14 protein-coding genes are annotated in these 26468 nt (G+C 35.1%); 12 read left to right on the top strand and 2 right to left on the bottom strand.

Going from position 1 to position 26468, the window contains the following annotated elements:
- Nucleotides 1-292 precede the first annotated feature (292 nt).
- The 12 genes from A3EM_RS0101190 to A3EM_RS0101135 all read left to right on the top strand — a co-directional run bounded on the left by A3EM_RS0101190 (nucleotide 293) and on the right by A3EM_RS0101135 (nucleotide 18087).
- The gene (locus A3EM_RS0101190) at nucleotides 293-2935 is read left to right on the top strand and encodes a DUF5686 and carboxypeptidase-like regulatory domain-containing protein (RefSeq protein WP_020526327.1); all 2643 of its coding nucleotides are present in this window, start codon (nucleotides 293-295) and stop codon (nucleotides 2933-2935) included.
- A gap of 173 nt (nucleotides 2936-3108) precedes the next feature.
- Nucleotides 3109-3741, top strand: a complete 633-nt coding sequence (locus A3EM_RS0101185) for a hypothetical protein (RefSeq protein ID WP_020526326.1) — start codon at nucleotides 3109-3111, stop codon at nucleotides 3739-3741.
- Between the two features lie 91 nt (nucleotides 3742-3832).
- On the top strand, nucleotides 3833-5212 hold the full coding sequence (gene radA, locus A3EM_RS0101180) for a DNA repair protein RadA (RefSeq protein WP_020526325.1): 1380 nt from the start codon (nucleotides 3833-3835) through the stop codon (nucleotides 5210-5212).
- Nucleotides 5213-5251: 39 nt separating this feature from the next.
- Nucleotides 5252-5887, top strand: a complete 636-nt coding sequence (locus tag A3EM_RS0101175; protein ID WP_020526324.1) for a rhomboid family intramembrane serine protease — start codon at nucleotides 5252-5254, stop codon at nucleotides 5885-5887.
- 610 nt (nucleotides 5888-6497) lie between these two features.
- On the top strand, nucleotides 6498-7031 hold the full coding sequence (locus tag A3EM_RS45365) for a SiaB family protein kinase (RefSeq protein ID WP_020526323.1): 534 nt from the start codon (nucleotides 6498-6500) through the stop codon (nucleotides 7029-7031).
- Nucleotides 7032-7800: 769 nt separating this feature from the next.
- A complete protein-coding gene (locus A3EM_RS0101165) occupies nucleotides 7801-9729 on the top strand; it encodes a PrkA family serine protein kinase (protein WP_020526322.1) in 1929 nt (642 codons plus the stop codon).
- Nucleotides 9730-9848: 119 nt separating this feature from the next.
- Entirely contained in the window at nucleotides 9849-11117 is a 1269-nt protein-coding gene (locus A3EM_RS0101160; protein WP_020526321.1) for a YeaH/YhbH family protein, read from the top strand.
- A gap of 141 nt (nucleotides 11118-11258) precedes the next feature.
- Complete coding sequence (locus A3EM_RS0101155) at nucleotides 11259-12773, top strand: SpoVR family protein (RefSeq protein WP_020526320.1); 1515 nt, start codon at nucleotides 11259-11261, stop codon at nucleotides 12771-12773.
- A gap of 312 nt (nucleotides 12774-13085) precedes the next feature.
- Complete coding sequence (locus tag A3EM_RS0101150; RefSeq protein WP_020526319.1) at nucleotides 13086-13514, top strand: response regulator; 429 nt, start codon at nucleotides 13086-13088, stop codon at nucleotides 13512-13514.
- A gap of 226 nt (nucleotides 13515-13740) precedes the next feature.
- Nucleotides 13741-14976: an NAD(P)/FAD-dependent oxidoreductase gene (locus A3EM_RS0101145; protein WP_020526318.1), complete on the top strand. Its 1236-nt coding sequence runs from the start codon at nucleotides 13741-13743 to the stop codon at nucleotides 14974-14976.
- A gap of 294 nt (nucleotides 14977-15270) precedes the next feature.
- Entirely contained in the window at nucleotides 15271-17250 is a 1980-nt protein-coding gene (locus A3EM_RS0101140; protein ID WP_020526317.1) for a M1 family metallopeptidase, read from the top strand.
- Nucleotides 17251-17325: 75 nt separating this feature from the next.
- Complete coding sequence (locus tag A3EM_RS0101135) at nucleotides 17326-18087, top strand: metallophosphoesterase (RefSeq protein ID WP_020526316.1); 762 nt, start codon at nucleotides 17326-17328, stop codon at nucleotides 18085-18087.
- A 322-nt stretch (nucleotides 18088-18409) separates the two neighbouring features.
- On the opposite strand, the gene A3EM_RS0101125 is transcribed toward A3EM_RS0101135, so the two are convergent.
- Both A3EM_RS0101125 and A3EM_RS0101120 read right to left on the bottom strand, forming a co-directional pair.
- Entirely contained in the window at nucleotides 18410-19624 is a 1215-nt protein-coding gene (locus A3EM_RS0101125) for a molybdopterin molybdotransferase MoeA (protein WP_020526314.1), read from the bottom strand.
- Nucleotides 19625-19751: 127 nt separating this feature from the next.
- Entirely contained in the window at nucleotides 19752-26126 is a 6375-nt protein-coding gene (locus tag A3EM_RS0101120) for an FG-GAP-like repeat-containing protein (protein ID WP_020526313.1), read from the bottom strand.
- Nucleotides 26127-26468: the final 342 nt, after the last annotated feature.

Here is a 26468-nt window from a genome sequence, read left to right as displayed (position 1 = left end):
ACAATGTTTTTACTACAACTCCCACTGTAAATTGCTAATTTTATAAGTCAACTTTTCTTTTTCGTTTATTTAAATCCTATTTTATACATCATTGAATTTTTTCAAGATAAGATATTAAAATTTCGGTTATTTCCCGGTGGATCATTGTACATTTTGGTGTTAAGGGAAATAATTTGGTTTACGATTGGTTACAAAGCGCTTAATTTAAAATAAATTTTTTCTAACCTTTTTATTGGTTTTAGTAACTTTTTAAAAGCCAAATCGTCTTGAGAGTTCAATAAATTTTTTGTGAATGAAAGCTGCCATCCTAATTCATTTTTTTGTCTTTATATCTCTTTGTTGTAATGCTCAGCTCAATTTTATTAAAGGAAAAGTAATTGATGCTAAAACCAAAGAGCCATTAGCCTTTGTAAATATTGTAATTAATGAAGCTCGAAAAGGAACTACCACCAGAATTGACGGGACTTTTTCTTATACCTCATCCCTGCCGATAGAAACCATTCAATTTAGTTATGTGGGGTACGATCCTGTGAAAATAATCCCAGATAATTACAGTGTTCAAAACCCCAATGTTGATTTTAAAAACCTCACTATAAGGTTAAATAGCCAGATTAAAGCACTAAAGGAGGTGGACATTCTGGCTGGTGAGAATCCGGCTCATAGAATTATAAGGCTGGCTGCAAAGAACAAAAAGAAGAACAATCCTGAAAAGATAAAATCATTTTCTTACAAGTCTTATAATAAATTTTTTGTAACCGGACTGGAGGAAAGTGATAGTGTTCCCAAAGTAAAAAGAGATTCTACTGTTGTGGCAGACTCAGAAAAAACAAAGGATAACGAAGAATCATTTGGGATTAACTTTGATGAGGATGAGGAAAAGGAAAGTAAGAAGAAAAGAAATAACAATTCAAAAGGGAAAAAAGGAGCAAATGATGAGGAAGAGGAAGAACCGGAAGAAAATAATGAAGAGGAAGAAATGGAATTAGATGAGTTTCTGGAGGACAAACATTTGTTTTTAATGGAATCGGTTACTGAACGAAAGTATCTTTTCCCCGATAGAAGTAAAGAAATGGTGTTAGCCAATAGAGTTTCAGGGCTGAAAAATCCCATGTTTACTACTATGGCAAATTCTTTTCAGCCTTTTTCTTTTTACGATGATCAGATTAAAATTATGTTTAAAACCTACCTGAATCCAATAAGTAAGGGAAGTTTTAAAAAGTATTACTTTACGCTTGAGGACTCAATTTATAAGGATCAGGATACTGTTTATGTAATTAGCTTTGAACCGAAAAATCTGAATTTCGAAGGGCTCAAAGGTTTTTTATACATCAATACCAACGGCTATGCCATCCAAAATGTAAAAGCGGAAGCAGCCAATAAAGAACAAACTTTTGTTATTCGAATTCAACAGCAATATGAATTGCTTCATGGTCAGTTTTGGTTTCCACAGCAATTGAATACCGATATGATAATTCAGGATCCTGAAGCGGAAGAAAATGAAGGAGTGAAGGGCGTAGGAAGGTCCTATTTGTCGGATATCAGGATAGAGCCGGAAAAAAATGGAAAGCGTGAAATAAGAGGGAGGGATTTTAACAGGGATGCCATTGAATTTGCCCCGGATGCGAATAAAAGAAAGGATGAGTATTGGGCACAATACAGGGTAGAACCACTTCAGCCGAAAGACTTAGAAACATATACTTTTATTGATAGTATCGGGAAAGAAGCCAAGCTTGACCGGTTTATGGCTGGTGTAAGCATGCTGACTTCTGGAAAGCTCCCGCTGGGTTATTTACAGTTGGATTTAAATCGAATTGTGAATTTTAACCTGTATGAGGGATTGCGGCTTGGTGGTGGACTTCATACCAGTAAAAAATTATCGAATGCCTTTAATTTAGGTGGTTATTTCGCCTATGGTACCAAAGACAAAGCCTTTAAATACGGAGGGGATATTAATTTCTTTCTGACCAAAAGAAATGACCTGACCTTCTCATTACTTTATTCCAATGATGTTTTTGAATCTGGAGGAACCAGTTTTTACCTGGATAATAATTTACTTTCTTCTGAAACGTACAGGAGTATTTTAATTGAAAACATGGATAAAGTAGAGCGAAAGGAGGCAAGGTTAAGTTTTTATACACTCAAATATCTTGATGTTCAGGTGGGATTTAGCCAGGTGAATAAAAAAGTGACTACCAGCTACCAGTTTTTGAATACAGAAGGAGGAAATGAGATTTCTTCTACCCCTCAAAATGAATTTAATTTCACAGAATTAAAAGTAGGTTTGAAATATTCATTTAGGGAGAAATATGTGCAATTACTTGGAAATAAAATTTCTACTGGCACAAAATATCCCTTGGTCTGGCTGAATTTATATAAAGGATTCGATGGTATATTGGAGGGAGAATTTGATTATACCAAATTAGATTTTAAAGTTCAGAAGACTTTTACTTTCCATCGGTTTGGCGAGCCCTCCTTCCAGGTTTCGGGAGGGTATGTAATTGATGGAAATTTGCCATACACTGATTTATTTAATATCAGGGGAAGTTATACCAGTAGTGACTGGTTTCAACTGGAGGCTGTAAATAGTTTTCAGACCATGCAAATGAATGAGTTTTTGTCTGACAAATACATTGCCTTATTCTACACCCATAAACTTTTTAAAGCCACCATTAAAAGAAGAAAATCGGAACCAGAATTTTACCTGACTTCAGCTGCTGGATTTGGGGAACTAAGCAATCAGGAACAGCATCTTAACTATCCATTCAAAACAATGGAAAAGGGTTTTTATGAATCCGGGCTAATCATAAAAGATATTTACAGAATTGCATTTGCCGGCCTTGGAGTGGGTGGTTTTTACAGGTATGGTCCATATGGATTTGATTCCTTTTCCGATAACCTGGCCATAAAATTATCCCTTACTTTTAAATTATTATAACTTCCTTAGTAGTAAAGGTAGGAATTTTGGAATTTTATTCTGGAATATCTGATTTGTGTATGATTCTTGTTTTAACTAAAAGAATATTTTTTTAGTCATGGTCTAAAATATGCCTGTTTTTTTTGAGTTAATTTTCAATTTACCACAAACAAGACTAACACTGCAATCCAATTATGGGAATTATCATTAGGAGTATTTTTACTTTCACCTTCTTCTATTTTTCTTTCTGCCTTGTATTTGGAGATACTATTGAAAAAAATTGGTATAAGGGAGAAGTTATTCTTACTGATGGGAATGTATTAAAGGGAAAAATAAATTATAATATCAATACAAAAGTAGTAAGGTTAAAAAATGGGACAAAAATAAAAGCTTTTACCCCTTATTCAGTGAGTTATTTCACATTTTTTGATCAGGAGCGGGAGAAAGAAAGAGTGTTTACCTCTCAAAATTTTATTGAAAAAATAGGTTTTGTAAACAATACTTTTCTTGAATTATTAATTGACGGGCCCATTGTAGTGTTGAGAGATGGTGAATACGTGAGTTTTAACGGGCAAACTTCCCACCATGATGGCGCATTAAAGGCTTTTTATTATATCAGTGTTGGCCAGAAAACCTACATGGTTAATAACTTTAAAAAGGATGTAATGCCATTTATGAGTGCTTATGAATCGAAAATAAACAGTTTTATTCACGACCAGAGAATTAATTTAACCAAACCCAATCATCAGATTTTTCTGATTGATTATTTCAATCATCTTGTAGATCCCGAATACAAATGGATTGGGAGCGGAACTGATTTGGAATGAATTATTTTTTAGTTGTCATTCTTCTGTAAAAATTCAATCTACCCTTAAGTTTTCAAATAAAATATTCTCTAATTTTCTCTATTTTTGGAGGATGGCCAAGAAAACTAAAACAGCATATTTTTGTCAGGAATGTGGTTATAATTCTCCAAAATTTATGGGGAAATGTCCTTCTTGTGGTACCTGGAATGCCATGGTAGAGGAGATTGTTCAGTCTCCTGTAGAACAAAAAGGCTCCTGGGTTTCCTCAACAGATCAGAAAAAAAAGGTAAATAAACCATTTCCCATTGCCGAAATTGTGTATAGTGAAGAGGACCGCACGGATACTAATGACAGTGAGCTGAACAGGGTATTGGGAGGGGGAATTATGCCAGGTTCGGTTGTCTTAATAGGTGGGGAACCGGGAATTGGCAAGTCAACCCTAATGTTACAAGTGGCCTTGAGCCTCCCTTTTCAGAAAGTGTTATATGTATCGGGAGAAGAAAGTGCCCAGCAAATAAAAATGCGTGCTGATCGGCTAGCCTTGAAATCCAATAATTGCTTTATCCTCACAGAAACCAATACACAGCATATTTTTCAGCATGTAAAGAAGGAACAACCAGATATTTTGGTCATAGATTCCATCCAAACTCTGGCATCTAATCTGGTGGAATCTGCAGCAGGAAGTGTCTCGCAGGTAAGGGAATGTACTTCCGAACTCATTCAATTTGCAAAAGAAACGCAAACTCCGGTTTTTTTAATCGGGCATATCAATAAGGAAGGAAGTATTGCCGGCCCTAAAGTTTTAGAACATATGGTAGATACCGTTTTACAGTTTGAGGGTGATCGGCACATGAGTTACAGAATTTTGAGAACTACTAAAAATCGGTTTGGTTCCACTTCAGAACTTGGAATTTATGAAATGCAATCTGTAGGTTTAAGGCAGGTGAGTAACCCTTCAGAAATCCTGATTTCTCAAAGAGATGAGGATTTAAGTGGAATTACAATTGGTGCTACCCTGGAGGGTAATAGACCTTTATTGATTGAAATTCAATCGCTTGTAAGTACATCAGTATATGGTAACCCACAAAGAAGCTGCACCGGTTTTGATGCCAAACGACTCAATATGATATTGGCTGTTCTGGAAAAAAGAGGGGGGCTTCGATTGGGACTTCAGGATGTTTTCCTTAACATTACCGGAGGCTTAAAAATAGAAGATCCTGCAATTGATCTGGCCGTTTGTGCCTCTATTATTTCTTCCCTGGAGGAATATTCTGTAGATAGCAAAATTTGTTTTGCAGCGGAAGTAGGCCTGGGGGGGGAAATAAGGGCGGTTAATCGAATTGAAAACAGAATTTCAGAAGCTGAAAAACTGGGATTTAAGGAGATTTATATATCGAAATATAATATGAAAGGGATGGATTTGAAAAACTATAAAATAAAGATCAACCTGGTGGGCAAACTAGATGACCTTATGAACAAGTTATTTAAATAATCAGACAATTAATTAAATTAAAGAAGATTTCTTTTTCGAATGGAAAATATTAGTGCGAATACGATTCTGGTCATAATAATAGTTTTGGTGAGTTTATATGCTGATAAAAACTATGGGTTGAAAATGAAATTCATGTTTACCCCCTATAAAATTAAGAATGACAATGAATATTATAGATTTATAACTTCCGGATTTATCCATAGTGGTTACATGCATTTATTTTTTAACATGTTCACCATGTATCTTTTCGGAAGTACCCTGGAGGCTGTTTTCGATTATAGGTTCGGAGAACTGGGAAAAATCCTTTATGTGGTATTTTTTATTATTGCAGTAATTATTGCGGGAATCCCGTCCTATTTAAAACACAAAGAAAATCCAGGATACCATGCTCTTGGTGCTTCAGGTGGTACTTCGGCTATTGTTTTGGCTTATGTGATGTTTTTCCCCTTAAATAAACTTTATCTTATATTTATTCCGATAGGAATTCCCGGATTTATTTTCGCGACTATTTATCTATTGTACTCTTATAACATGTCAAAAAATGGGAGTCTTGATGGAATTGGGCATGATGCACATTTGTTCGGAGCATTGTTTGGCGTAATAGCAAGTGTAGCAATTGATCCCTCTGTTCCTGCTTCTTTTGTGGAAAAACTATCTTCCTGGTCGATTTTTTAGAGTTTAAATAGTGACTTAAAAAAAATAAACCCCGATCTAAAAAACCGGGGTTTAAATCTGCCTATAAAATTTTGATAATTAACCTGGCATACTAATTCAATAGGGAATTTTGCTTTTTGGTTCAAAAACTATAATGATTTTTTGAGTTGGCCATCAAAACTTCACGCCATTCTCGAATTAGACACAATTTTTTGGAATAAAAATTTGAGCTTGCAATTTTTTAATTGGAAGTAAGAAAATTGTTGATTATTAAAAAAAAGGTGGTGATTTAAATTTGCTTTTTTGAGCTTAATTTATTGATTATCAGTATTTTGTGCGCTTTAATTCTAGGTTTGTAACATATGTATACAGAAGAGTCTATTTTATTTCTGGTTTTTTTAAAAATAATCACTGGGTAATAAATGAATGATAAGCTAATATTTTTTGAACAAATTACCTTAATTTTCTAAATACTTCACTCAACTCCAGCTGGCAAAAACTTATACACCCCATTTTTTAATTTCTTGCGTTATACCTACGATTTTTCAAAAAAATTCAAATTGCCAGCAAGTGGTAGTTTGCTTGTGGAAACAAAACCAAACTATTCATTTAAAAAATATCATTTTCTAAAATGTCAGTTGAAGTACAAACTAATAACTCAAAGGTTGTTTTTCATTCAGGTGTAATTGATGAATTAGTGATTTCCCATTTGGGAGATCAGATAAGGGAAAGGTTTGCCGATGCTCCAAAAACTAATCGGAAACTTTTTTCAATTTTTATGGAGCTAACTCAGAATATTTTTTTCTATTCAGCCGAAAAAATAACTGATTCTGATTCGGAAAAAAGAATAGGTTCGGTTTCCATTACCGAGGAAGAAGAGCAATATACTATACAATGTAGCAATTTGGTGGAACAGCAATATGCTGGAGAACTCGAAGAAAGTTGTGCTACGATCAAGGGAATGGATAAAGAAGCCCTAAGAAAATATAAAAGAGAGCAAAGAGGAAAGCCTCAGGGAGAGAGAAGTAAAGGAGCAGGGATAGGATTAATTCAGGTAGCCATTTTATCGGAAAATAATTTGCAGGCTTCAATTGTCCCTGAAAATGAGGATTTTTCAAGATACAGTCTGGATATTAAGGTAGAAAAAATAGTGGAAGACCAATGATAAAATGGGAGTGCAATTAATTAAAAATATTTTGATCTACTTATAACGAAAAAGTTAGCACAGAGCCGGTTTAATTATAGAATCAGGATTACAAAAAGGGGAAAGAAGCAAATGGTTTAAAGTTAAAACTGTTTGCTTTTTTTGTTGTTTTTAATAAAAGTTTGAATATTTTTATTTGGAATGTTGTTATTACCATGTAATAATTTTTATCGAATTAACTTTTTTTTATATGCTATAGTCGTAATATCGGGATATTTATTTCCTGTGAAATTTTAGGTTATAGCCAATGTTTTCACTATAATTTACCTTAATTAGGTAAATGATTTTGAATTTTTAGATTAAATTTAGCATAAGTATTGAAAATAATTGTGCTAAAAACCTTCAAGACAAACCATCAGGGGCGAAATTTAAAATAAGATTACTAAATAAATCAGGCTGTATTCCTTCGCCCAAGTTCTTTGAAAAATTGTATCAAACTTTTTTGTGTACTAAATAGTCGATAATCAAAAAGATTGTTAAATGTTTTCATTGTAAATTCTACAAAATTTATATTACAACTACTTTCTAATTTTTTAATTTACTAATAAACTATTCCCAACACCAGGGTAAAAATACCAAGAAAGTTACTTTTAGTCATTACAACTACCTTTTGGTAGATTTTTTAAAGTAAATATTTAAATCCCTATTAAACTGACAAACAATATTTGAATTTACGATTCAATTAAAAAGGTTTTTATTGAAGTCAATTTTATAAATCAAAATATTAATTATGGGTGTATTAGATAAGATTAAAACCAATTACAGTACCGATGTAAATGAAATTTCAGTTTCAGAATACCTTGAATTGTGTAAAAAAGATCCTAGTGTATATGCCAAGCCGGCAGAAAGAATGCTAGCTGCCATTGGTGAACCGGAACAACTGGATACCAGAGAGGACCCGGCTTTAAGCAGGATTTTTTCGAATAAAACCATAAAAATTTATCCGGCTTTTAAGGAATTCTATGGAATGGAAACTACCATTGAACAAATTGTTTCCTATTTCCGACATTCTGCTCAAGGATTGGAGGAGAAGAAGCAAATCCTGTATTTAATGGGTCCTGTAGGCGGTGGGAAGAGTTCTCTTGCTGAAAAACTTAAAGAGTTGGTTCAGCAAAACCCTATATATGTATTGAAGGCAGGGCACCAGTTGAGTCCTGTTTATGAAAGTCCCCTTGGCCTATTTGCCGACTATAAAAGTGAAATGGAGGATGAATATGGAATTCCCACAAGATATGTACCTATGTGTATGAGCCCCTGGGCCTCGAAGAGACTGAGGGAGTTTCATGGGGATGTCAATAATTTTAAGGTTGTAAAACTTTATCCTTCTATTCAACATCAGATTTCAGTGGCCAAAACTGAACCAGGTGATGAAAATAATCAGGATATTTCAACCCTTGTGGGTAAAGTAGATATCAGGAAGCTAGCCGATTTTCAGCAAAGTGATCCTGATGCTTATTCCTATACAGGAGGACTATGCCTTGCCAATCAGGGGATATTGGAATTTGTAGAGATGTTTAAAGCGCCAATTAAAGTTTTAAACCCGCTTCTTACTGCAACTCAGGAAAACAACTATAAAGGAACGGAACCAATAGGTGCTATTCCTTTCGATGGAATAATTCTGGCTCACTCAAATGAATCGGAATGGGCAAAATTTACCAATGATAAGAAAAATGAGGCCTTCCTTGACAGGATTTACAAAGTACAGGTTCCTTATTGTCTCAGAGTAGATGAGGAAGTTAAAATCTATAAAAAACTTATCAGGGAAAGTTCTCTAAGGGATTCTATTTGTGCGCCTAAGACTCTTGAGTTACTGGCTCAGTTTTCTGTGCTTACAAGAATAAAAGAACCTGAAAATTCCAATATTTATTCAAAATTAAGAGTATATAACGGGGAAACTTTAAAGGAGACCGATCCGAATGCTAAATCTATACAAGAATATAGAGATGAGGCTGGAATTAATGAGGGAATGGCTGGTACTTCCACAAGATTTGCATTTAAAGTTTTATCCAAGGTGTTTAATTACGATGCTGAGGAGATTGCCGCAAACCCTGTTCACCTTTTATATGTTTTGGAACAAGAGATTGTGAAGTCGCAACTTGATGCAGAAACTGAAGAGAAATACCTGAATTATGTAAAATCTATTCTGGCCAGTAAGTATGCAGAGTTTATTGCCGATGAAATCCAGAAAGCTTATATAGAGTCGTACCAAACTTATGGACAGAATATTTTTGAAAAGTATGTGATCTATGCCGATTACTGGATGCAACGAAATGATTATCGAGATCCTGATTCTGGAGAAATACTGGACAGAAGGATACTGAATGAGGAACTTGAAAAAATTGAAAAACCTGCAGGTATAGCCAATCCAAAAGACTTTAGGGCAGAGGTTACCAATTTTACGCTTAGGTATAAGGCTAATAATGAAGGTAATATGCCTCATTGGGATGCCTATGAAAAAATTAAAAATGTAATTGAGAAAAAGATTTTCACTAACACTGAAGATTTGTTACCAGTAATTTCATTCAATGTAAAATCAAATAAAGATGACGAGAAAAAGCATAAAGATTTTACGAAAAGGATGAAAGAAAGAGGGTATACCGATAAACAGATAAGAATATTGGTGGATTGGTTTATGAGAGTCAGAAAGACAATGTCATAAGTTAGTTTGCCGGAAGTAAGAACAGAGAAAGTGTTCTTACTTCTAATTTCCTTTTTTGAGAAAAGGGTCTGTAGTCAAAAACATTGACTTAGTGTTCAAATATTAAAAAAACTGATAGGATGTCGAATATTATTGATAGGCGGAAAAATTCAAAAGGGAAATCCCTAAATAACCGGCAAAAGTTTTTGAAGAGGGTAGAAGGCCAGATCAAAAAGGCCCTTCCTGAGATTTTAAGCCAGGAAAAAATAAAAGACAGCCATAATGGGGGGAAAGTGAAGGTGCCTGTCAAAGGGATAAAAGAACACAGTTTTAGCCATGATCCTGGTTCTGGGAATAAAAATATTGTAAGACCAGGCAATGATAAGTTTGTGGAAGGAGACAGGGTGCCAAAACCCAAGCAGGGCAGAGGAAGTGGAAGAGGAAAGGGATCAAATAGTCCTGAAATTACAGAGGATGAGTTTGTAGTAGAACTTTCCAGAGAGGAATTCCTGGCCTATTTTTTTGAAGATTTGGAACTGCCGAATATGGTTAAGAAGTACATGCAGAGTACTGATAGTTTTAAGAATAGAAGGGCAGGTTATGTGAAATACGGTGTTCCATCCAGACTTAATGTAAAGACCAGTTACCAGCAATCACTGGCAAGGCAAATTGCTCTTAAAGGGGCTTTTCAGCAGAAGATAAAAGAGCTTGAAGAAAAAATTAAAAAGGAAAAGGATAAGGAAAAGAAAAAGATGCTTCAGGATGAACTAGAAGAGAGAAAGAAGCACATGAGGACTATTCCATTTTTCGAAGAGGTTGATTTGAGGTATAATAATTTCGAAAAGGTGCCTTTGCCTACAACATCTGCGGTAATGTTTTGCATTATGGATGTTTCGGCCTCTATGGGGTTTCATGAGAAGGACATTGCCAAACGTTTTTTTACATTACTTTATATTTTTCTCACCAAGCAATACAAAAATGTAGAAATTGTCTTTATCCGTCATCATACGGTTGCCAAAGAGGTGGATGAAGAAGAGTTTTTTAATTCAAGGGAAAGTGGAGGGACTGTTGTGGCACCTTCATTGGAGCTGATGCATAAAATCATAAGGGAAAGATACGATGTGGACCAATGGAATATCTATTGTTGCCAGGCTACTGATGGTGATGTATGGTCGGATAGAGATGCGGTGGATTGTGGAAGAATTGTAGAAAGAGATTTGTTGCCTGTAATTCAATATATGGCCTATCTGGAGATAAATGATCATGATATTGATGGTTCTCTCTGGCAGGTTTATTCAAGATTTAAAGAAAAAGCCCAATTTTCGATGCGAAATATTTACGATGTGAGTCAGATCTGGCCGGTTTTTAAAGGGCTTTTCAGAAAAAATAAAGTTTTGGAAGAAAGTTAAGTGTATTTTTAGTTTCAATTGATGGTGCTGACACTTTAGTGTTAGAAAATCGGTTTCACCTTATTATTTAGTTTAACTAAGCCATATTCCATAACCAACAGATTAACTTCTCTGTGAAATTGGTTATTTTTATAGAAAGCTATGGAGAATAAAGAACATTATAAAAAATTATTTTCATCTTCAAACTGGGAATATGAAACGCTAAAGGCTGCGGATGAAATTACCAGTAAAATTGGGAGGGAAAAGTTTAAGTTATCCACCTATCCTAATCAAATTGAGATTGTGACATCCGAACAGATGCTGGATGCCTATTCTCTTATTGGTTTGCCGACCTCTTACCCATACTGGAAATTTGGGAAAGATTTCGTTGTAAATCAAAATAATTATTCCAAAGGAAGGCAGGCGTTATCCTATGAAATGGTGATTAATTCTAATCCCTGTATTAGCTATAATATGGAAAATAATTCCACCACCATGATGGTGTTGGTAATTGCCCATGCCTGCCAGGGTCACAATGCTTTTTTTAAAAATAACTATATGTTCAAAGATTGGACCTCTGCTGATTCAATTATTGATTATATGGTTTTTGCAAGGGATTATGTGTTGCGTTGTGAAGAAGACTTTAGCCATGGGGAAGTAGAGGCGGTGTTGGACGCCTGTCATGCCCTCATGAATCATGGTGTAGATAAGTATAAAAAACCTCAGAAGCTTTCTGCCACAAGAGAGCGGAATCGATTGAAAAGGCTGGCTGATGTAAAAAGGCAAAATTACAATGAATTATGGCGTACACTTCCTGTAGACCTGATTCCACAGAAAAAGGAAGATGAGGAACATGCTAAGTTTCCAATAGAACCGGAAGAAAACATCCTTTATTTCATAGAGAAAAATGCTCCTACACTTCCGATCTGGAAAAGAGAATTAATTAGAATAGTTCGGAAAGTGGCTCAATATTTTTATCCTCAGGGTATGACCAAGGTAATGAATGAAGGGTTTGCCACTTTTATGCACTATCACATCATCAATGAAATGTTTGAGCAGGGATATATTGATGATGGTTTTATGCTGGAGTTTATTCATAGCCATAGCTCTGTAGTTTTCCAGCCGGAATTTAATAGCCCGTATTTTTCAGGAATAAATCCTTATGCCTTAGGGTTTAATATTTTTATGGATATTAAAAGAATATGCCAGGATCCTACAGAAGAGGACAGGAAATGGTTCCCGAATTTGATAGGTAAAAACTGGCTGGATGAGGTGCATTACGCCATGGAAAATTTTAGGGATGATAGTTTTGTCTTACAATATCTTTCTCCCAAAGTTATTCGGGACATGCGCTTGTTTTTAATTGCAGATTTTGAGGAAGAAGAGGAATATGAAATTAGTGCGATTCATAATGAAAGAGGGTACAGAAAAATAAGGGAAGCATTAAGTGATCAATATAAAAGAGCTTTTTATGTGCCTGATATTCAAGTGGATAAGGTGGATTTGCATACTACAAGTAAGCTCCATTTAGTGCACCAAATTGTAGATGACAAAAGATTAGATCCAAGAGAGGCCCAAAGTACCCTGGAGCATGTAAGGTATTTATGGGAGTTTCCGGTTGAACTTACTTCAAAGAATAAGCTGGGAATTAACGAAGAGGTTTATCAGTGTGACTAATTATTTTTTAGAAAAATTTTGTAGTCAGATGAAATAATTTAAAGTAGTCAATTCATTAAAAATCCTTTCAAAAATTAATTTTTTGAAAGGATTTTTTTGTTTTTTAAAGAAATAGCTATCAGAGATTATATTAATTTTTTACACTTTGGAAGCATTTTTAAAAGGGACCTTTTTTTATTCCATTGATAATTAATTTTTTATTACATGAGTTTTTTTTCAAGATTCTTCAGCCATTTCTGAGGGAGATCAAGAACACAATTTGCATTAATACCTGGAAAATTAGTATTCCAATTATTATTGAAATAAAGACAAATGGACCAGGAGAAAAGGATGCGATTTTTAGCTATAGATGACGATGATATAAATAATTATATATGTGAACAACTCATTAACCACACTGGAAATGCAAAGAGCTTTACCTCCTGCAACTCTGGTGTTCATGCACTGGATTATCTAGATTCCTGTAATTCAAATAAACCGGAGGAACTTCCCGATATCATTTTACTTGATATTAATTTGCCAATTATGAATGGATGGCAATTTCTAGATGCCTACCAGGAAGAATTGGGTAATTTAAAGAAGGACATTAAGATTTATATGCTAACCTCAGCAGTGTATGGGGAGAATTTTGAAAAGGCCAAACAACACCCCAGGGTTTCAGGTTTTATAATGAAGCCGCTTTCATGTGAAAAATTAAAGGAATTGACTGGGAAGGAAAACAAAAATTTATCTTACTATTAATTCCATTCATAGTTTATGGATAGGGTAAATAGATTTTCATTTAATTTTTATTGCATTTTATTTTTTGTTGATAGTAAAACCTGATTCCAAACATTGCCCTTTTTTACTTTTCTTCTCAGCAATCACTAAATCCTATTCTTAATTGAAAAATTTCCTTTTTGATTTTGCCATAATGTGATTTACACCGAGATTTAAGCCTTTGGTGATATTTTGCAATAAAAAATGAATGATGATTGAAACGGAAGTTTGTGTAGTTGGAGCGGGACCAGGAGGAGTATCTGCTGCCATGTTTCTTGCCAAAATGGGAATTTCCAGTGTATTGGTAGATAAGGATGTTTTCCCAAGAGATAAAATCTGTGGGGATGGAATTAGTGGGTGGGTTTTAAATATTATGAATAAATTAGATCCGGAGCTAAATAAAAAGCTTGCCCTGGAACCCATTCAGTTAAATTCCTGGGGAGCCCGGTTTGTAGCTCCTAATTTCAATCAATTGGATGTCCCATTTAAAAATGAAGATGCCATTCAGGATGGATTACCAGCCGGCTTTGTGAGTAAAAGAATGGATTTTGATTATTTTTTATTTAAAGAAGCCAGGAACAATCCATTGATTAAGGTTTTGGAAGGTGTTTCTATTACCGAATTTAAAAAAGAAAATGGTTTTTCTCTGCTTCAGGATAATTCCGGGAAGGTGAAAATTAAATCAAAACTGGTGATTTTCGCCAATGGGGCCTTGTCCAGGTATTCCAAATTGTCCGGAATAAAGATGGAAAAAAGGCACTATGTAGCAGGCATCCGAACTTACTATGAAGGCGTTTCAGGAATGCATGAAAAGAATTACATAGAATTACATTTTTTGAAAGAATTACTTCCTGGATATTTGTGGATATTTCCCTTGCCAAATGGAAAAGCAAATGTAGGTCTGGGTATGCGAAGTGATAAGATCAGCAAACATAAAATAAACCTCAAGGAAAAGCTTAAAGAAGCCATAGAGAATGTCCCTTACCTGAAAGAAAGGTTTAAAAATGCCAGAATAATTGAGGAAGCCAAAGGATTCGGGTTGCCATTAGGTTCGAAAAAAAGGAGTCTCTCGGGAGATCATTATATGTTGGTAGGTGATGCCGCAAGTTTAATTGATCCTTTTACCGGGGAAGGTATAGGAAATGCCATGGCAAGTGGAATGTATGCCGCAGAACACGCCAAAAAATGTATTGAGGCCAATGATTTTTCCGCAGCTTTCATGAAAAAATACGATGAGTATACCTATAATAAAATATGGAAGGAACTGAGGCTAAGCAAGTTTATGCAGGATTTGTTGAATTTCCCCTGGTTGTTTAGCTGGGTGGTCAATAAAGCCTCAGCCAATAAAACCCTTCGGGAAACTATATCCTGTATGCTTACAGACCTAGATGTGCGGAATAATTTAAAAAAACCTTCATTTTACTTCAAACTTCTTTTTGATTAAGCTTGAGTCAAATGCTTAAACTTCCGATAAAGGATTCCATAAAATTATAAGGTTTATGATTACCTTTGAAAGGTTAAAAACCAGAGCAAAATATTAGTACAATTTTATTCCTTACAAAATTAGTTGTACTTCACCATAAAGGGCCCACTCTGAAGGATAATTGATACAGCAAGCTAATAATTATTGATTAGAAAATTACAAATTTTTTAAAATTACCAGGATGCTAAATCTTCTAACACCAATAATGTTAAAAGTTTTAGTCCCTCAATTTCTTAATTAAATCGAGTATTGAAAATGATAAGTAACTCCCTTATTAATAAAATTCTTATTACTGTATTCATAATTTTTAGTTTTTCTCCTGTATTTTCCCAGAAAGCTGAGGAAACCAACCAAAAGTTATTTGCGCCACTATTTGAGTGGCAAGGCAATCCTTACCGGGCAGCACTAGGGGTGCCTGGTGAAAAATACTGGCAGAATAAAGCTGATTATTCCATAGCTGTGGAACTGGATGAGGAAAATCATTTAATTAGTGGAAATGTTAACATTAGCTATACCAACAACAGCCCCCATTCCTTGAATTTTTTATGGTTACAACTGGATCAAAATAAGTTTTCTAAAGAATCCAGAGGATCTCTTACAATGCCAATGAATGGTGGGAGATGGGTAGGAGACTACGCAGGAGGATATAAAATTGGCCAGGTTGAAGTGAAATATAATGATGGGGAAACCGCTGAGCCTCAGAAAGTTATTAATGATACCCGAATGCAGCTCAGGTTACCAAAAGCGTTGGTAGCTAATGGAGGAAATATCAACATTTCCATAGCATTCTCTTACAAAGTCCCGGAATACGGTGCTGATAGAATGGGACGACTGGTGACCAAGAAAGGCAGGCTTTATGAAATGGCTCAATGGTATCCCAGAATGGCTGTTTATGACGATGTGAAAGGGTGGAATAATGAGCCATACCTTGGGTCTGGTGAGTTTTACCTGGAGTATGGAGATTTTGACTATAAAATAACTGTCCCTTATGACCATATTGTGGTAGGGTCGGGTGAACTTCAAAATCCTGAAGAAGTTTTAACGACCACTCTCATAAAAAGATTAGAGAAGGCCTCTGAAAGTGATGAAACGGTAATGATTGTAGGGCCAAAAGAAATTGATAATTTTAAACTTACAAGGCCAGCGGAGGAAGGGACATTAACCTGGCATTTTAAAATGTCAAATTCCAGAGATGTGGCATGGGCATCTACTAAAAGTTTTATTTGGGATGCTGCCAGAATTAATCTTTCAGAAGGAAAGTCTTGCATGGCGATGTCTGTTTATCCAAAGGAAAGTTATGGAAATAATGCCTGGGGAAGGTCAACTGAATATACTAAAGCTTCCATAGAGTTTAATTCAAAGATGTGGTTTGAATATCCTTATCCAGCTGCTGTGAATGTGGCCGGAATTGTGGGAGGTATGGAATATCCCGGAGTATCATTTTGTAGTTGGAGGGCTACCAGAGGGAGTCTTTGGGATGTAACTGACCATGAGTTTGGTCATAATTGGTTTCCCATGATTGTGGGCAGTAATGAACGGCTTTATCCCTGGATGGATGAAGGTTTTAATACCTTTATTAACCATTATAGTACTGTCGCTTTTAATGGGAATGAGTACCCGTCTTCGCTGGATAATGTAAGGGGAAATGCATATTTTTTAACTGCTCCTTCCCGTGAAAGTATTAATACCTTTCCAGATGTTTCTCAAACATATAATTTAGGATTTATTGCTTACCGCAAGCCTGCAATTGGGCTTTATCTATTAAGGGAAGTTATTTTAGGTCCGGAAAGATTCGACTTTGCTTTTAAAAATTATATTCAAAACTGGGCTTACAAACATCCAACTCCCATAGACTTTTTCAATGCAATGGAGAATGGCGCAGGAGAAGAACTTGACTGGTTCTGGAGAGGATGGTTTTATTCAAACAGCACCCTGGATCAGGGGGTAGAAAATATCTCATATATCAGAGAAAATCCAGAAGACGGTGCGATTATTTCTATTAGTAACAATGGTGAATTGGTAATGCCAGTTGTGGTGGAAATTAAGGAAGAAAATGGAAATACCGGACGAGTAAATTTGCCTGTAGAAATATGGCAAAGGGGGAACAAATGGACTTTTCAATATAAAAGTACAAGCAAAATAAAATCTGTACAACTTGATCCGGACAGGATGTTACCGGATGTAAATTCCAAAAATGATATATGGATGGACAGTGGCGAGATGGTTCAGCCGTAAATTAATTTAAAAAGTAATTGTATATTTTCATTTTTATTCAATCAGGGTTAAATTGATAGTTGGGTTAATTTAATTATGAAAATACAGTATTGTTCAGATTTACATTTGGAAATTAGTGAAAATACTTTATTTCTGGCTAGAAATAAAATCGTGCCTGTTGGAGATGTATTAATTTTAGCAGGTGATATTACCTATCTGGATGAGCAAAGATTTCAGAACCCCTTTTTTGATGAACTTTCAGATCAATTCGAACGTGTTTTCATGATACCCGGAAACCATGAATTTTATGGTGGAAAAGATGTATCTATTCTCGATATGCCTTTGGAGAAAAGGATAAGGGAAAATGTATATCTATATAATAATCAGTGCTTAGAATATGGTGGGGTAGTTTTTGTTTTCTCCACACTCTGGTCCATGATTCAGCTAAAATTTGGGAAGTTTATAAGTGAAAATATGGCTGACTTTAAGTACATCCATGCAGATGGACAACCATTAACAATTGAATATTATAATCTTTTACATCAAAGAGCTTTTCAGTTTCTGGAAAGGGCAGTTGCTCAAAATGCAGGGAAAAAAATTGTGGTAGTTACCCATCATCTCCCTTCTCCCTTATGCAATGCCCCTGAATTTATGAATACCCCAATGAACGATGCTTTTTGTGTAAACCTGAATAACTTTATTGAGTCCAATTCAATAGATTTTTGGATTTATGGACATAGTCACAGAAATGTATTGCCTCAAATGCTGAATGGTACACAATTACTTACCAATCAGCTTGGATACATTGAATTCAAGGAGCATCTTACCTTCAAAAGAAATGCTTATTTTGAAATATAGGCCATTAGCCACTAAATGAAAATTGTAAAGGCTAATATTACAAACACAAAAACAGTTAAAACAAAAACAAGGGTATGCTCAAGGTTGCCCATAAGGCTGTCATTATGATTTTTCATGGCGGGAAAGTTTACAGTTAAATTAATTTCTTACATAAAAAACTGTATAATATCGTGCCATTTACGCCTTGTTTTAAAACTAAACTTTCCTTTCCATGAGTAAATTGAGTCAAATTTTGATTTTTTTGAAATTTAATTTACTTTAAATATTTGATTTTTAGTTATTTATGTGTTTGTTGTTAATTCTTGTTAGAATAAAGTAAAAGTTACATGCCTTTAAATGGGATATATTGGAAAATTTTCCCTTTTTGGAAGGATTCCTGGTTTTGAGGTAATTCTAAAAAACCTGTGCTGCTCAATAAGTTTGCATGATCCCCTGATCCTCTTCCTGCGTATGGTTCGGCCACCAACACTCCTTTGGAATTAAAATATGATTTTACCTGAAGAAAATAAGTTAAGGGTGGTTTAAAGGTGACTTCAGCCTGTAATTGAGCGAAAATAGGTTGATTTTCATTCTGTCCCATGGAGCTTTTGAGCCATGGTCGGAGATATTTATAATAACATAAATAAGTAGAAACAGGATTGCCGGGAAAAGCAAAAACTACTTTGTTAGAAGCATTTTTTCCAAACCAAAATGGCTTTCCTGGCTTTTGTGCTACCCTATGAAATAATTTTTGAACTCCAAGTTCGGAAAGTACCTCGGGGATATAATCTGCTTTCCCTTTTGATACTCCTCCACTAAGCACCAGTATGTCAAATTTTTCAAGTAAACCTTCAATTTTTTCTAGTAAAACCTGCTTATTATCTGAAAGGTGAAAAATTTCCGGGGAAATTTTAAATTCATCCAAGGCGGAAGAAATTGCATAAACATTTGATTTCCGAATTTGATGGGGCAGGGGTGTTTGATCGATATCAACCAGTTCATCTCCAGTTGAAATAATGGCAATCTTTGGTAATTGGGATACACTAAGGGTTGTTTTCCCTACTGTGGCAGCCACTGCAACCTCCGCAGGGCCCATAATAACTCCAGATTTAAGCAAAGAGGCCCCTTTGGGTTGGTCGGAGCCTTTTGGATGCACATTTTGTCCTTTTTTTTTCGGACCAACATTAATTTTAGCAAACCTTTCTCCATTTTGCTCTATAAATTCTACATCTTCATACCGAATTACCGTGTCACAACCCTGTGTAATTGGAGCTCCTGTCATTATTTCTACGCAATTGCTGTTGTTTTGTAAGGTCCTGGGAGGAGTTCCGGCCAATTGGATACCTTCCACTTTTAGTAACCCTTCAGCTTTTGAATAGGCATCAAAATTAATGGCAATACCATCCATCATTACCCGATTGAATGCGGGGAAATCCTGATCTGCAAAAATTTCCTCTTTTAGAATTCTACCAGATGCATTTACCAATGCTACATTTTCAGTTGTTAATTGAATTTTGTTATTACTTATAATTGATTGGGCTTCTTGTACGGAAATCATGGATAAATAATTTTGATAAAATTGAGGTAAAATCTCACCAAAATTACATTTATCTGTAATGCAAAACAAAAGGGCAGGCCATGTTTTAGTTGTGGCCTGCCCTTTTTTGTTAGAATGTATTTATAAGTTAATTTTTGTTTATTTTTTTAAGTGCACGGCCCTGATTCGATACGATTTCAATGAGATAGAGTCCTGTTGGCAGACCACTGAGGTCCAATTGTGTTTTGGCATCATTAGTCAATTCTTTTGATTGAAACAAATCACCTTGTGTATTGAAAATATTGATCTGAATTTTACCAGTAAAAACATTCCCAAAATCTATTTCAACAATCCCTTTTGTAGGGTTGGGATAGATTATTATCTCCTTTGAATAATGATTGTTTTCTAATCCTGTAATTACAAAAGAAGCTTCTTCAGTTTGGGTTTCACATCCATATTGGTTAATAAACCCTGCTTTATAATTTCCGGATTGGGGAATGCTTAAGATAGAGTCATTTACCCCCTCCAATTCCTCTCCATCTAAATACCATTTGAATTGGCCAGTCTGATTGGATTTGGCCAATAAAGTAGTACTGTCTAAATGCACAAGATTTAAATTTGCGGTGGGTTTTTCAACTATGGATATTTTATTTGATCTGGAAGAACATCCACTTTCCTGAGTTACAGTGAGTACGTAATTCCCAGGTTCGTATGCAATATATTCATGTGAAGTGGCGAGCCCAATAGCCTGCCCATTTTTATACCACTGATAGGATAACGTTGTATCTGCCGTAGATACCAACTCCACATAAATATTGCTTCCTTTACAAATACTTGTTTCAAATGCCGTAGTTATTGTCGCTAGTTGTTCTCCACAATTTACCTGGAGTCTTGTAATGTCATCATTAATAACTAAATTGGGCACCATGCTATTGGTTATTCTACAAGAGTAGATACCTCTATCTGCTATAGCAATGGCATTTAGATTAAGAAATGATTGGTTCTCTCCAGGTATATCTACCCCGTTTTTTTGCCATTGGTAAATATTATTATCACCTTCTGCAGTTGAAAATATGGTAAAATCAGAATCAATTAACAATAAAGTATCTGTGATATTTGTGTCTAGTTTTTGGGGAGAATAATCTAATTGATAAGTGCTTCCGGAATAATCTAAATTTTCCAGGTCTTTAAAAGAAAGTCTGTTTCTCCTAAGGTTTAATTCTGCTAAAGCAGGTAAATTATCTGGTGAAAATTCAATCTGAATTACCTCGTTATCACTTAAATCTAGTTTTTGAAGGTTGATAAGCTTTTCAATTCCAGTATTTAGGACACTGATCTTGTTTTCACTAATATCCAGGTATTCTAAATTATTTAGTGAATCAAAATTTTGGATGAAGTTTGAAAGGTTATTTTTTCCAAAAGTCAATTCCTTTAAAGCTGATAAAAAAGACAATTGAGCAGGAACGGAATCAATTTTATTACTATGCACATAAAAATTTTCTAACTCCTCCCATTTACTGATTGAATCTGGAAGTGCTGTGAAAAAGTTTCGTGAAATCCATAGTGTTCTAAGCTTTGTTAACTGGGTTAGTGCCTCTGGTACCTTACCAATTAGGTTATTTTTATCCAGGTCAAGGTAAGTGAGTTCCTTCAATTGGCCTAACTCTTCTGGTATTGTACCAGTAAGATTATTATTAAACAAGTCTAGTCTTTTTAGTTCGGAAAGATTTCCAAAAGCAACAGGAATTGTTCCTGATAGACCTTTACTTGGCAAATTCACCTCAACTACTCTTTTATTTTCAACTTTTACACCTGGCCACGCTTCAACAGGTAAGTCAGGATCAATTTCGGTAAACTGGTCATAAACCGTTTTTAGTGCGATAGAATCGTCATAAAATACTTCTTCTACTACATTTACATATCTGTAACCAGAAGCAAGTTTCATATTGGGGTAATCCGGATGGGTAAAAATACATTGGTACTTCCCTTCAGTATTTCCATCAACATTTGCCAGCATAAGGGTATCGGAAGTAGAACCCGAAATATCCTGTCCATTCAATTGCCATTGCAGTAGGTCTTTTCCAGATTGCTTTATCTTGGAAATGTTAAGAATTAGGTTTTCCCCCTCATAGGCATAAATATTTTGTGCTTCATCCAGGTTTAATTGAGGATTATACCAAATTGAATCCACTAGATTTTTATAATCGTTGATTAGTGAAAAAGATAATTTGTTATAAATAATATTAAGGCTGTCCAACTCCTCTAATTGTTGTAAAGGCTCAGTTGGAATAAAATATAGTCCTTTATAACTTAAATCCAGTGAAGTGACTCGTTTGTCTGTGATACCAACTCCTTCCCATTCGATCACTGGACTATTTTTATCCCACAAAAGCTTATTACCAATTGAATCATAAAGACTAGCCAAGGCTAAGGAGTCAGCTATATTTATTCCCCGGTAAATTTCCTTTGAAGTGACAATTGAGTCCGAAAGGAAATTCTCTCCATAATTAATACCCAAACCATATTCATTATAGGGATAAATATCGTAATAATATTTAGTAAGAGGTTCTATGTTTAAACTGTCCTCAAAACTGGTGGAGGGACCTATATACACCACTTGCTGGTCCTCATAAATATTACCATAAGCAAGAGGTTCTGTATCAATTGGTGCAACTCTGACTCCATTATGTCTAAGCACTAAATAACCATCTGGTGCATCGATTGAAGGAGTAAAGCTGGCATTTACATTGATATCTGTCACTTCATCAAAAATAAGGTTGGTTGGTGGGTTACTGACCTCCGATCCATTTTGGTAAATATTATATTTTTGCTGAAGATAAATGAAAATATCTTCCCTTTCTGATTCTGAAAGCCATTTATTGTAGATAATAATTTCTGCAATATTACCTTCATAGTACTGATTAAGACTCCTTCCTATAAAAGGAGAATCATAAGAAGAAATACCAGTTGAATCGAAAGAAAAGGCCATAAGGGCAGCATTCCAGGTAAGGTATCTGCCGCTGTCTGTACTGAACTCGAAATGGGTTATGCCGTATTCAGGAATATTATAATCAGTTAAATAGTTCCCAAGATTATCTTCAAAGCTGCCAAGTGAAATCATATTCTCATTATAATATCCTGCCATGATTCCCTTATTTTGGGAATTATCATTTCCTCCAATAAAGAAATTATTATTTTTATTAGAGTTTCTGGCCTCAACTACGAAAAATGCATAATCTGAATCGATTAGATAGTCTGCATTAAAATTTAGAAACTGGTTGGAACCGTTAAATTTTATAGTAGGTAAGCCATTTATCTGATTATCTTCCAATACGGGTTGATTAGCAGGAGTCAACTGACCGGCATTATTGCCATTATTGCTCCAATCGTTCCAACTGCTTATCTTTCCATTTCCATCTTTACTAACACCTAAATCCGCAGCCAACCACATTTTAAGGTTTTTTGTCGGAATGGGGGAATAAGCCAAAAGGCTAATTGAATTCGAATTTTCATTAGCAACTAAAATATCAGTTTCCCCTCCTCGGTCTACATTAATGGCTTTAAGGGAAACAGGTTGTTGTCCTACAGGAAATTCATAAAATTCGGGAAAATTTCCAGATCCATCACCTAAAAAAATATTTACCAGGTTTTTTCCTGCACTTGTTGTTGCGATATCCGGGATGCCGTCTCCATTATAATCAGCAGTTTCTATATCACTTGGTTTATCTATTTGTCCTCCAATTACAGAAATCGCATTTGCAAAAGTACCATCTCCATTTCCAAGTAAAATGGAAATATTGTTTCCGGAATAGTTTGAGGTAGCCAGGTCAATATTTCCATCTAAATTAAAATCTGCAAAATCAATGGCAGAGGGTGCTAAGCCTGTTGAAAAATTATAGAATTCTGCCTCATCACCAGGATTCACTAGTATAATCCCAATATCATTAGAACCACTATTAGCAATTGCAACATCTGGGTTTCCATCTTTATCAAAATCCGCTGAAATTACTTCCACGGGGATATCTCCAATTAAAGATCCTCCATCATAGTCATATGTTCTATTTCCCTCATTGATATACAACTCAACAGTATTATCATTTTGATTTGTAAAAACAATATCAGGATAACCATTATTAATTAAATCTACAGCTAATAAAGAACTTGGGTTATTTCCCGTATTTAAGAAAGTAGGGCTTTCAAAATAACCATCTCCTTTCCCATATAAAATCCCAATCTGATTGTTGTTCCTGCAAGCAACTATAATATCCAGGATACCATCAAAGTCCATATCTGCTACATCCAATTTATCCGGTTGATCCGCAATATTAATGGTGTAATAATTTGTGAATTCTGACTGATTTGAAAAGGCAATTCGAATTTCATCTTTATTGGGATGTGAAGAAACTAAATCAATTTGTCCATCTCCATTAAAATCTCCAGTGGCCAAATCTGAAGGTTTCTCCAGTGTACTCCCAATATCCTTCAGGTTATAGGAATCATTGCTTATTTTTCCATTATAGAAAATAGTTTGAAATAGAGGGGTTTCAGATTTTATGGTTGAACCCAATTCCTCTGAGGAAAAATTTGATACATAAACGGGAGCTAATGAGGGAGCGTGTTTGGGAATTTCTACTTTAACCTGATTTTCGCTTACAGATATAATTTTAGCGGATATGGTACCAAAAGTTACTGCAATAGAATCGGGATTAGAACCAAACCCTATTCCCTCAATAGAAATCTCATCACCAATATAACCGAAGTATGGGTTTAGTTTTGTGATGGCAATTGGATTCCTAATCAATAATGTAGCTGAAATTTTTTCCTGGCTATAAGCTCCAAATTCATTGGATGCTGAGATGTCTGAATAAGAACCACTAGGCTTACCATCACTTTGGTCCCAACCGTGATAGGTAAATGCCTGTTCCAAATCTCCAGAAAACCCTGGGTTTGGAATAAACCTGATTTTTGTACTTCCATTTGTATTTAATAATAAGGCATTAGTATTTGAAGGGTTAATTATCGTATTCCAGTTTGTACCATCTAAAGTATACTCCCAAATACCATTACTATTCTCTATATCTACAATGGCCATTCCATTTGATTCACCAACACAGGCATCTTCCAGATCAAAAATAACCCCATCTACAAGGTCCCAAATATAAGTTCCATCATTAATTGAATCCGGGATGTCTCTGGTTATGGGTTCTAATTCAGGCTTTTGGGAAAGATCAATTGTGGGAGCGAAATTACTGTTTGATCGGGATTCATAAGCTCCTATATCTACGTAAGGAGAAGTACCAAACCCTGTATTACTATTCTGGATAACGTCCTGAAAACGATCTTTCCCTTCGATATCCTTTGACAGCGAAATTCTGGAATTATCTCCGTTATCAACTGCAGGAGAACAAAATAATAATCTTAAATCTCCCAAATCATCATCAGGAGTTCCCCAAATGCCATCTGTACCTTCCGAGGGCATTCTCACAAATTGGGGCGTACTGGAATAAATATTAAAAGAGCAACCTACAGTACAGCTTACATCTCTTAAATTTTTCTGGGAAGTTATACTTCCGGAAATAAGTTCTTCTAAAGGGTTTAGGTTTCCATTATTCCCATAAAAAATGGAGTTGTAAACTTCCATGCTGTTACCTGATGCATTTGTTAAAGCGCCTCCTTTATCTGCCTTGTTGAATAATAAATCACTATTTACTACATAAACAGTTGAAAAACTGCTTGCATACACTCCACCACCACTGCCATTTTCGGCCATATTTCCGATAAAAATGGAGTTTATTATTTCAACTGTTTCCCCCATCGTTTGAGTTACATGGATAGCTCCTCCATTATCATCTGATTTGTTCCCTACGAACCTGGAACTTGTAATTTTTGGTACGGCATCTTTTGAATAAATACCACCTCCCTTTATTTCAGCATAATTTTTTACAAAATGACATTGAACTATTTTTAAATATCCATCCAAAAGCAAAACTCCCCCTCCAAATTTTTGATTTGTTCCTCCTCCATTGGCAAATCCTTCAGTAATGTGTAAGCCATCCAAAGCTGTAAATGTTCCATTTCCAGGAATAGTAACCACATGATAAGAATTGTCAGAGGGGTCGTTGGCCATGCCTATATCTCCTGACAAAATGGTTTTATAGGAAGAGTCATTAAGATTTCTGTCATTCGGGGAGATTTCTCCGCCTTTAAAATGACCGATTACCCTTACATCATCTGGAATAATGAAACTTTTAGTTCTGTCTGAGCCATTTGTGGGCTTGTAAATGCCATCAGCTACCCATACTTCTCCACCTGCAATTGAAAGTATTGGATTTTGTAAGGCTTCTTCCAGGGTTTTATAGGCCGAATTCCAGTTTAGTCCATCACATGCCACCCCAACACAGGGCGCATTTTGATCCACAAAAACTACCTGCGAAAATGAAGAATAGGAAATGAGGAAAAAGGGAAGAAATAAATACTGGAAAATTTTCCTTGAACTAGATTTTAACTGGTATTTGTATGCCATAGATGTTGTTTCAATTAGTCAATCTATCGTTTTCAATACAAACGAGTGCCCATATGGGGTATTTGTTAAGCTTTGTTAGAATCTCATATTGTAAGATTTTTAAGGAATTAAAATTGTCAATTTCTATGAATTGATGTTTTTTTTAGAACGTAACACAATTAATAAAATAAGGAATTGCAATCTGGATTTAATGTGTTGTGTTTATCTAAAAAGTTGGCGAATCAAAATAGAATAATTTGTTGTTTAAGTTTAATTTTTCAGAATTAAATTCCGTGTATTGGTGTGCATTTAGGGTAAGAAAATGAAGGTTAAGGCTTTGTGATTTATTTGGAAAATATATTA

The sequence above is a fragment of the Flexithrix dorotheae DSM 6795 genome, from assembly GCF_000379765.1.
Taxonomy (GTDB): Bacteria; Bacteroidota; Bacteroidia; order Cytophagales; family Flammeovirgaceae; genus Flexithrix; species Flexithrix dorotheae.
Note: the sequence above shows the minus strand (reverse complement) of the source record. Positions and strands in the feature narration are given on the sequence as shown.

What these genes read in the sequence shown, in the direction of transcription:
- A3EM_RS0101190 (WP_020526327.1), top strand. Translation starts at nt 293, where the DNA reads ATGAAAGCTGCCATCCTAATTCATTTTTTTGTCTTTATATCTCTTTGT.
- A3EM_RS0101185 (WP_020526326.1), top strand. Translation starts at nt 3,109, where the DNA reads ATGGGAATTATCATTAGGAGTATTTTTACTTTCACCTTCTTCTATTTT.
- radA (WP_020526325.1), top strand. Translation starts at nt 3,833, where the DNA reads ATGGCCAAGAAAACTAAAACAGCATATTTTTGTCAGGAATGTGGTTAT.
- A3EM_RS0101175 (WP_020526324.1), top strand. Translation starts at nt 5,252, where the DNA reads ATGGAAAATATTAGTGCGAATACGATTCTGGTCATAATAATAGTTTTG.
- A3EM_RS45365 (WP_020526323.1), top strand. Translation starts at nt 6,498, where the DNA reads ATGTCAGTTGAAGTACAAACTAATAACTCAAAGGTTGTTTTTCATTCA.
- A3EM_RS0101165 (WP_020526322.1), top strand. Translation starts at nt 7,801, where the DNA reads ATGGGTGTATTAGATAAGATTAAAACCAATTACAGTACCGATGTAAAT.
- A3EM_RS0101160 (WP_020526321.1), top strand. Translation starts at nt 9,849, where the DNA reads ATGTCGAATATTATTGATAGGCGGAAAAATTCAAAAGGGAAATCCCTA.
- A3EM_RS0101155 (WP_020526320.1), top strand. Translation starts at nt 11,259, where the DNA reads ATGGAGAATAAAGAACATTATAAAAAATTATTTTCATCTTCAAACTGG.
- A3EM_RS0101150 (WP_020526319.1), top strand. Translation starts at nt 13,086, where the DNA reads ATGGACCAGGAGAAAAGGATGCGATTTTTAGCTATAGATGACGATGAT.
- A3EM_RS0101145 (WP_020526318.1), top strand. Translation starts at nt 13,741, where the DNA reads ATGATGATTGAAACGGAAGTTTGTGTAGTTGGAGCGGGACCAGGAGGA.
- A3EM_RS0101140 (WP_020526317.1), top strand. Translation starts at nt 15,271, where the DNA reads ATGATAAGTAACTCCCTTATTAATAAAATTCTTATTACTGTATTCATA.
- A3EM_RS0101135 (WP_020526316.1), top strand. Translation starts at nt 17,326, where the DNA reads ATGAAAATACAGTATTGTTCAGATTTACATTTGGAAATTAGTGAAAAT.
- A3EM_RS0101125 (WP_020526314.1), bottom strand. Translation starts at nt 19,624, where the DNA reads ATGATTTCCGTACAAGAAGCCCAATCAATTATAAGTAATAACAAAATT.
- A3EM_RS0101120 (WP_020526313.1), bottom strand. Translation starts at nt 26,126, where the DNA reads ATGGCATACAAATACCAGTTAAAATCTAGTTCAAGGAAAATTTTCCAG.